At 68.2% G+C, this 6,768-nt stretch carries 7 protein-coding genes and 1 pseudogene; 3 read left to right on the forward strand and 5 right to left on the reverse strand.

Translation table 11 applies throughout. The annotated features are described in order from the left end of the window. Window positions 1–1,536: pseudogene (locus O3Q52_RS46300) on the forward strand (hypothetical protein); the annotation flags it as partial. Next, on the forward strand, window positions 1,533–2,759 hold the full coding sequence (locus O3Q52_RS46305) for a hypothetical protein (RefSeq protein WP_269654486.1): 1,227 nt from the start codon (window positions 1,533–1,535) through the stop codon (window positions 2,757–2,759). The pseudogene O3Q52_RS46300 and the gene O3Q52_RS46305, both read left to right, overlap by 4 nt. Here the strand turns inward: O3Q52_RS46305 and O3Q52_RS46310 are convergent. From O3Q52_RS46310 to O3Q52_RS46325, 4 genes are all read right to left on the reverse strand, one after another. Then, window positions 2,746–2,991 (reverse strand): hypothetical protein, encoded by a 246-nt coding sequence (locus O3Q52_RS46310; protein ID WP_269654487.1) that lies wholly within the window; start codon window positions 2,989–2,991, stop codon window positions 2,746–2,748. The genes O3Q52_RS46305 and O3Q52_RS46310 overlap by 14 nt on opposite strands. A 252-nt stretch (window positions 2,992–3,243) precedes the next feature. Next, window positions 3,244–3,405 carry a hypothetical protein gene (locus O3Q52_RS46315; RefSeq protein ID WP_269654488.1) on the reverse strand — a complete coding sequence of 54 codons (162 nt, stop codon included), beginning with the start codon at window positions 3,403–3,405 and terminating at the stop codon, window positions 3,244–3,246. Continuing rightward, window positions 3,402–3,581, reverse strand: a complete 180-nt coding sequence (locus tag O3Q52_RS46320; protein ID WP_269654489.1) for a hypothetical protein — start codon at window positions 3,579–3,581, stop codon at window positions 3,402–3,404. Before O3Q52_RS46320 ends, O3Q52_RS46315 begins: the two co-directional genes overlap by 4 nt. A 32-nt stretch (window positions 3,582–3,613) precedes the next feature. After that, window positions 3,614–3,865 (reverse strand): hypothetical protein, encoded by a 252-nt coding sequence (locus O3Q52_RS46325; RefSeq protein ID WP_269654490.1) that lies wholly within the window; start codon window positions 3,863–3,865, stop codon window positions 3,614–3,616. 231 nt (window positions 3,866–4,096) lie between these two features. Here O3Q52_RS46325 and O3Q52_RS46330 point away from each other — a divergent pair, with 231 nt between their 5' ends. Then, window positions 4,097–4,855 (forward strand): GntR family transcriptional regulator, encoded by a 759-nt coding sequence (locus O3Q52_RS46330; protein WP_269654491.1) that lies wholly within the window; start codon window positions 4,097–4,099, stop codon window positions 4,853–4,855. Window positions 4,856–5,205: 350 nt separating this feature from the next. Here the strand turns inward: O3Q52_RS46330 and O3Q52_RS46335 are convergent. Further along, on the reverse strand, window positions 5,206–6,768 hold a 1,563-nt coding region (locus O3Q52_RS46335), incomplete at its 5' end, for a cell division protein FtsK (RefSeq protein ID WP_269654492.1).

Here is a 6,768-nt window from a genome sequence, read left to right on the forward strand (position 1 = left end):
ATCACGGCCATGTCGACGGCGGCCGGCGGGGCGACGGGCCGGGTCGCCCGGGTGACGGCGGCGATCGGTGCGCTGTCGAGGACGGCGAAGATTGCGCTGGCCGGTACCGGTATCGGGCTGCTGCTGGTCGGGCTGAGCCAGCTGGGGAACATCGGCAAGTCCGCGGCCCCGAACGTGGACCGGCTCACGACGTCGCTGGCCAGGCTCGGTTCGTCGGGCAAGGTGGGCGGCGAGGCGGCGAAGGTGTTCGGCGGGGACCTGGAGAACCTGTACGACAAGGTCCGCAACATCACCGATCCGAGCTTCGTCGACCAGATCCAGAACGGCTTCGTCAAAATCTTCACGCTGGGGCAGGTCGACTCGACGGCCAGCAAGGAGGCGCAGCAGAACCTCGACGCGATCGACGACAGCCTGACCAGCCTGGTGAAGGGCGGCAAAGTCCGCGAGGCTGCCGCGGCCCTGGACTACTTCGCCGAGGCGTACTCCAAGAGCGGCAAGGATCAGGCCAAGTTCCGGGCGGCGATGGACGAGTACAACGACGGCCTCGACGCGCACAAGCAGGAGCTGGAGATCGCCGCGCGGGCGATGGGCACGTTCGGGGCGCAGGCGCAGCAGACGTCCGCGACATTGTCCGCGCAGAGGGTCGAGGCGGACGGGCTGCGTGAGGCGCTGCTGGCGCTGAACGATGTGAACCGCAGCGCGTACGACTCGTCGATCAACTTCGAGGCGTCGCTGGACAGTCTGTCGGAGTCGTTCAAGAAGAACGGGGCGAACCTCGACGCGGACACGAAGGCCGGCCAGGAGAACGGTCGGGCCATGTCGGCGGCGGCGAAGGCCCGCGATGAGCTGATCGCCAACGGGGTCGCGGCGGGTGAGTCGCTGGCCTCGATGACGGGCAAGTCGGAGAAGCTGCGCGGCGAGATGATGCGCCTGGCCGTCGAGGCGTTCGACGGGAACAAGAAGAAGGCCAGCGAGTACATCAACGTGCTGCTCGGTACGCCGAAGAGCATCGCCACCCTGGTCAAGGTCGAGCGGGCTGCGGCGATCACGGGGCTGGAGCAGGTGCGTGCGGCGATCAAGGCGACTCCGGACGCGAAGAGCGTGAAGGTGTCGGCGCTCAACGCTTCGGCTATCGCCGCGTTGGAGGCGGTGGGTTACAAGACGGAGCAGTTGCCGGACGGCCGGACGAAGGTGACCACGGCCAACGGGCAGGCCATCGGTTCGATCGGCGCGGTGTCGACGGCGTTGAACCGGCTGGATGGGAAGACTGCGCAGACGTTTACCAAACACACCATTCGTACGATCCGGGAATATCAGACGAATTATCTCACTGGCCGCTCCCAGCACGACATCGTGGGCGCGACCGGTGGCCTGTTCACGGGAGCGGCTTCAAGCATCGCGGCAAGGGCTACGCGGCCGGCGGCCTCGTCGACGGGCCCGGCACGGAGACGTCCGACTCGGTGCCCGCTCCGTGGCTGTCGAAGAACGAGTTCGTCGTCAACGCGAAGCAGACACGGCAGCACTTGCCCCTGTTGAAGGCGATCAACGACGGCCGCATGGGCATGGCCGGCGGCGGTATGGCGGGTGCGGGGGCGGCGGTCGGGGATGGTCTCGTCGCGGGCCTGAGCGGGTCTACGCGGGCCGTGGAGGAGGCCGCGCGCGCTCTTGCTGCGGCGGTGACCACGGGGGTGCGTGACGAGCTGCAGATCGCCTCCCCGTCGAAGGCGATGAAGGCGCTCGCGAAGGATGTGGGGGCTGGGTTCATCAAGGGACTCACGGACTCCCGCGACAAGATCAAGGCGGTGTCGAAGGATCTCGCCGCCGATGTCCGGGCGGCGTTCTCCGGGCGCCGCGAGACGACTCTCATCAAGATGATCGGGCGGAACACCGACCGGCTTCTGTCCGAGGCGAAGAAGCGTGACGCCGTCACCAAGAAGATCACCGATGCGAAGGCGTTCGCCTCGGATACCGCGGGCAAGGCGCGCGCCACGGGGAGCCTCAGCTCCATCGTTCAGGACGACTACTTCGCCCCGAGCTTTGTCGAGAAGCGCATGAAGGCATCCCTCGCCTCGATCAAGGCGTTCACCGCGAACGTCCAGCGGCTCCAGAAGAAGGGCGTCAACAAGGGCCTGCTGCGGCAGATCCTGGAGATGGGGCCGGCCGAAGGGGGCGCCTTCGCGAAGTCCCTCGCAGGCTCCGATGCCGCGACGATCAAGCGGTACAACAAGCTGCAGACGGACCTGGGCACGCAGTCGAAGCGCCTCGGGAACCTGGGCGCCGACATGCTGTACGACTCGGGGAAGAAGGCGGGAGCTGGCTTCCTCACGGGGTTGAAGGCGCAGCAGAAGCAGATCGAAAACCTGATGCTGTCCATCGCGAAGGGCATGCAGAAAGCCATTCGTAAGGCGCTCGGGATCAAGAGTCCGAGCATCGTGATGGCCGTGGTCGGTCGCCTCAGCATGGATGGTCTGCGCGGTGGTCTGCTCAAGGAAGTCCCGAGGGTGAGGCAGGCGATGGGCCGCGTGTCCGACGCTGTCGTCTCCGCTGCTCCGGGACGGATGGGTGCGCCGGCCGTGAACATCCCTCAGGTCGGGAGTACCCGGTCGGGAGGGAAGGGTGCTGTGACCGAGGTTCACCACCATCACTACTACCAATTCACGAACGATGGGGTGATCGGCTCCCGGCTGGAGCTCGACACCTGGCTGACCAAGTCTCTCGATCGGCTCGCTCGCACGCGCCGCATGCCTAAGGCTGCGTGAGGGCAGTCGGCTGCCAGAGGTCCGGGGCTCGGCCGCCCTGGGGACGTCGGCCGGGCCGTCGTACGGCGAGCCCTTGGCGTTCCAGTTGGACGAGGGCGCGGCGGGTCTGGCGGATGGCTGACTCGCCTGCGGTGGTCTGGTCGGCGAGCTGCTGGACGGTCGCACGGGGTTGTTGGCGGAGGGCGGCGAGGACGCGGTCACGGAGTACCGGAGGCTGCGGCGAGGACGTCATGGGCAGCAGTATCGGGGGAGGCCACGGCTCCGTCATCTGGACGGGTGAGACCGCGTGAAGGCTCGACCGTGGCCTCCCCGTATGTGGGGCCGCCCCGCCCCCTGTTCGTACCGGGGAGGGGCGGGGCGGCCGTGCCCGGGCCGAGACCGGGCACCGGGTGACGCCGGCGGCGAGACGCGTAGCCGCGGCGTCAGGGTTGGTCCCGCCCGCCCTCCCAAGGAGCCTGGGGTGCAGAGAGGACGGACGGGAGTCTCAGTGATACAGGGAGTCCTGCGTGGTCTGGGTCGGCACCCGCTTGCACGGCGCGACATGCAGGTAGACCGTCGCGCCCGGGCCGGAGGGCGACGGGATGTCGTGCGTCGTGTACTTCTGGCGGCCCTGGATCGACTGGTCGCAGCGTCCGCAGATCTTCACCGTCGGACCTCCTTGCGCCAGATGTCGAACCAGGCCCGGTACAGCGCTTCCGCTATCGGGCACTCGGGCTGCTCGTCTGTCCGGTCCAGGTCGACCTTGCAGCCGGGGCACTCGATGCAGTGGACGGAGAGGGCGACGAACGCCTCCTCGGCCGGGGTCAGTGTCCGTGGGGTCATAGGTGTCCCTTCGGCGGGAGGCAGCTCGGGCCTCACCGCTTCGTCCCTAACTGGGCCCACACGCCGCACTCGTCGGTGGCGAGTCCCGTGATGTCGGCCAGGCCGCAGACGATTTGCCAGCCGGGCCCGTGGCTGTTGCGCAGGGGCAGCGGGTCGGGGCCGTCTGCCGTGATGCGGATGCGGTTGCCCGCGGTCCAGATCCCCATCTCGACGACGGGGGCGCCGGACTGGAGGACGGCGACGTACAGCTCGTTCGCGATGAGCGGGGCGTCGGGGTGCTTCACGCGGCCGGCCGTCCAGAGGCGGACGTGGCACGCCTCGATGGGCTCGGCCTTGAAAGCCTTTTGCCACGTATGACCCGACTCGGGCATGGCTGTCCCCCGGCAACGGTAGTTATCTGAGTACAGGTACTGCTTATCTGTACTCAGATTGTCGGGGCGATTGGCGCTGGTCAAGTGGGACGGGAGAGTATGTGTACTCAGATTGACTCGATCATTCGAAGTGGGGGTGTCTCGGTGGCACAGCCTGAGTACCTGCGGATTGCTGCCGACCTGCGACGCCGCATCTCTACCGGCGAGTACGGACCAGGCGACCAGATCCCTACGCTCCCCGCGCTCTGCCGCGAGTACGGCGACGTCTCCCAGACCACCATCCGCAACGCCCTCGACCTACTGCGCAACGAGGGCCTCATCGAGTCCCGGGCCCGCGCAGGCACCCGAGTGCGGCCGCGCCCTCCGGTCCATCGCATGGCTGCCGACCGCTACCGGTCCACGCCCGGCGCCAAGACCACCCCGTACACGCGGGATCAGGGCATCGGCTGGTCCGAGTACCGGCTCGACAAGCGCTTCGAGAAAGTCCAGGCCGACCCTGAGCTGGCCGCGCTCTTCGAGTGCGAGGTCGGCGAGCGGCTCCTCGCCCGGCACTTCGTGTTCCACGACAACGACCAGCCGACCCAGATGTCGACGTCCTACGTGCGCTGGTCCGACGTCGCCGGGACACCGGTCGCCGACCCGATCAACGAGCCGTGGCCGGGCGGCACTCGGGCGCAGATGCTGAGCCTCGGCATCACGGTGAAGCGGATCACGGAGTCGTTCAGCACGGGCATGCCGACCGAGCTGGAGACTGCAACGCTCCGCATCGGCACCGGCGTTCCGGTCCTGCGGTACACGCGCAGGCACATCGCCGACACCGGCCGGATCGTCGAGGTGGCCCACCCGATCGTGCGACGCGGCGACACCACGATCGTGGACTTCACCATCGATCTCGACGACTGACCCCGGACATGCAGACGGCCCTCGGCCGAGGTGACCGGGGGCCGTTCGCGTACCCCTAACCGCATAGAGGGTGCGGTGTGTTGGCTGTGACCTGCTGGTTTGTGTGGGTGATGGCACTCGTATGGCACGCGGTGCGGGTGCGCTGAGCCAACGCGAAAGGCCCCCGTCCTCGGCTGAGGCGGGGGCCGTTGTCGTACGGGGAGGGAGGCCGGTCGGGGGAGGCAGACCCTCCCGTTTCCCGGTTTCCACAGGTGTGGAGATCCGCCTCCCTGCCCTCCCTGAACTGGCATATGCGCAGGTCATCCCAGGGGAGGCGGTACAGGGAGGCTTCAGGGAGAACTCCCCAAGATCTAGACGGGTCCCTCCTCGTCGTCGACATCCGCGACGTCCTCGGCGAACCGCTCCAGGATGGCGTCCTGGACGCGCTCACGGGCCACGACCATGACCCCGTTCGACTTGTACTGCTCGGCCCCGTACGGCTCCAGCGCACGCTTCAGGTCGGTCGGCCCCCAACTGCCGTATGCCTCCGGGTTCCGGGCGGCGAGGCGGTGCAGCACCTCTTGCGCGAGGATGCGCGTCTCATCCGCGAGGACGGCCGCGGTGTCGGCGAGCGGGTCGGCCGGCTGGAACATCGGCTCGTCGTCGACCGGCACGCCACCCTCGTACAGACCCATCGCCCGTACGACGATCGGCGTCACCTCGTCGATGCCCTTGTCGGGGTCGCGGGCCACGTAGTGAGCGCGCACCACCTCGAACGGCTTGTTGCTGAACCCCACGGTCACCGCGGTCCCGACGTCCTCGCCGGGGATCAGGGTGGTCGCGGTGATGCCGGCCTTGTGCTTGCCGGAGCCGAGCAGGCCATCGTTCGCCACGTGGTCGCCGACGGCGAACGCGACCCGGTGGGAGGTGTTGCGGGTGACGTCCCGCGGCAGCGAATCGGCGGTCGGGGAGACCGTGACCCACACGAGGGTGATGGCCACCTTCCGGGCCTTCTTCATCACCTTGATGGCCAGCTCAGCGGCCTCTTTGCCGTAGTCCTTGTGCATGAACAGTTCGTGGCACTCGTCGAACACGACGACCTTCGGCCGCATCCGCGGGTCCTTGAGCGCCAGTTCGCGCGTCACCTTCGTGGCGCCCTCGCCGAGTTCCTCCAGGAGCTTGCCCCGGGTGGTGACCTCGTCGCGCAGGTTCCGCAGGGCGACGAGCGCGGCCTTGATGTCCTCGTCGTCGTCGCCCTTGACCAGCGTCCGCAGGCGAGGCTTCAGCGGGTCGTAGTCCGTGTTGTACGCCATGACGTACGCCTCGACGATGACCAGCGGATCGAGGATCGCGCCGAGCAACAGGGCGATGACCAGCGACGACTTACCCGAACCCATGATCCCGCCGACCATGTAGTTCGCGGCCATCAGCTTCCCGATGATGGCGTCACCGCGCTGCGAGACGGCGACCGGCACGCCCTTGAAGTAGTCGGTCACGCCCTCCGTGAGGAGCGGCCACGGCGGCACCGCCCCGGACAGTGAGCCCTGGTCGGCGACCCACAGATCGAGTACGCCGGGCTGCTTCGGGGGCTCGGTCGGCCACACCTCGACCGGCTTCCGCAGGAGGTTGTGCGCGAGGACGTTCTTCCGCCCGCAGATCATTTCCACGGTGACGCCCATGGGGAGCTGCAGCTGTGTGTGCCAGCCGTTCCCGGAGCGGGTGGTGGGCTGCTCCCAACGGGGCTGCCAGCCGTCCTTGATGGCCTTGTTCAGCGGGGCGATGCCGAGGTTGCCGAGCGCCCGGAGGATGGCGCCCTCGTCGGGCACGATGTCCCGCTCGTCGCCGCCGACGGGCAGTGCCCACGAGGGTGCGGTCTGGCGGTGCCGGCCGACGGCCCACGCTCCGGCGAGGGCGAGCCAGGGCAGCGAGTACAG

Source organism: Streptomyces sp. ActVer (genome assembly GCF_027270795.1).
GTDB classification, from domain to species: domain Bacteria; phylum Actinomycetota; class Actinomycetes; order Streptomycetales; family Streptomycetaceae; genus Streptomyces; species Streptomyces umbrinus_A.

Excerpts from the sequence above, each read along its gene's own strand:
- O3Q52_RS46310 (WP_269654487.1), bottom strand. The coding sequence starts at position 2,991 with ATGACGTCCTCGCCGCAGCCTCCGGTACTCCGTGACCGCGTCCTCGCC.
- O3Q52_RS46320 (WP_269654489.1), bottom strand. The coding sequence starts at position 3,581 with ATGACCCCACGGACACTGACCCCGGCCGAGGAGGCGTTCGTCGCCCTC.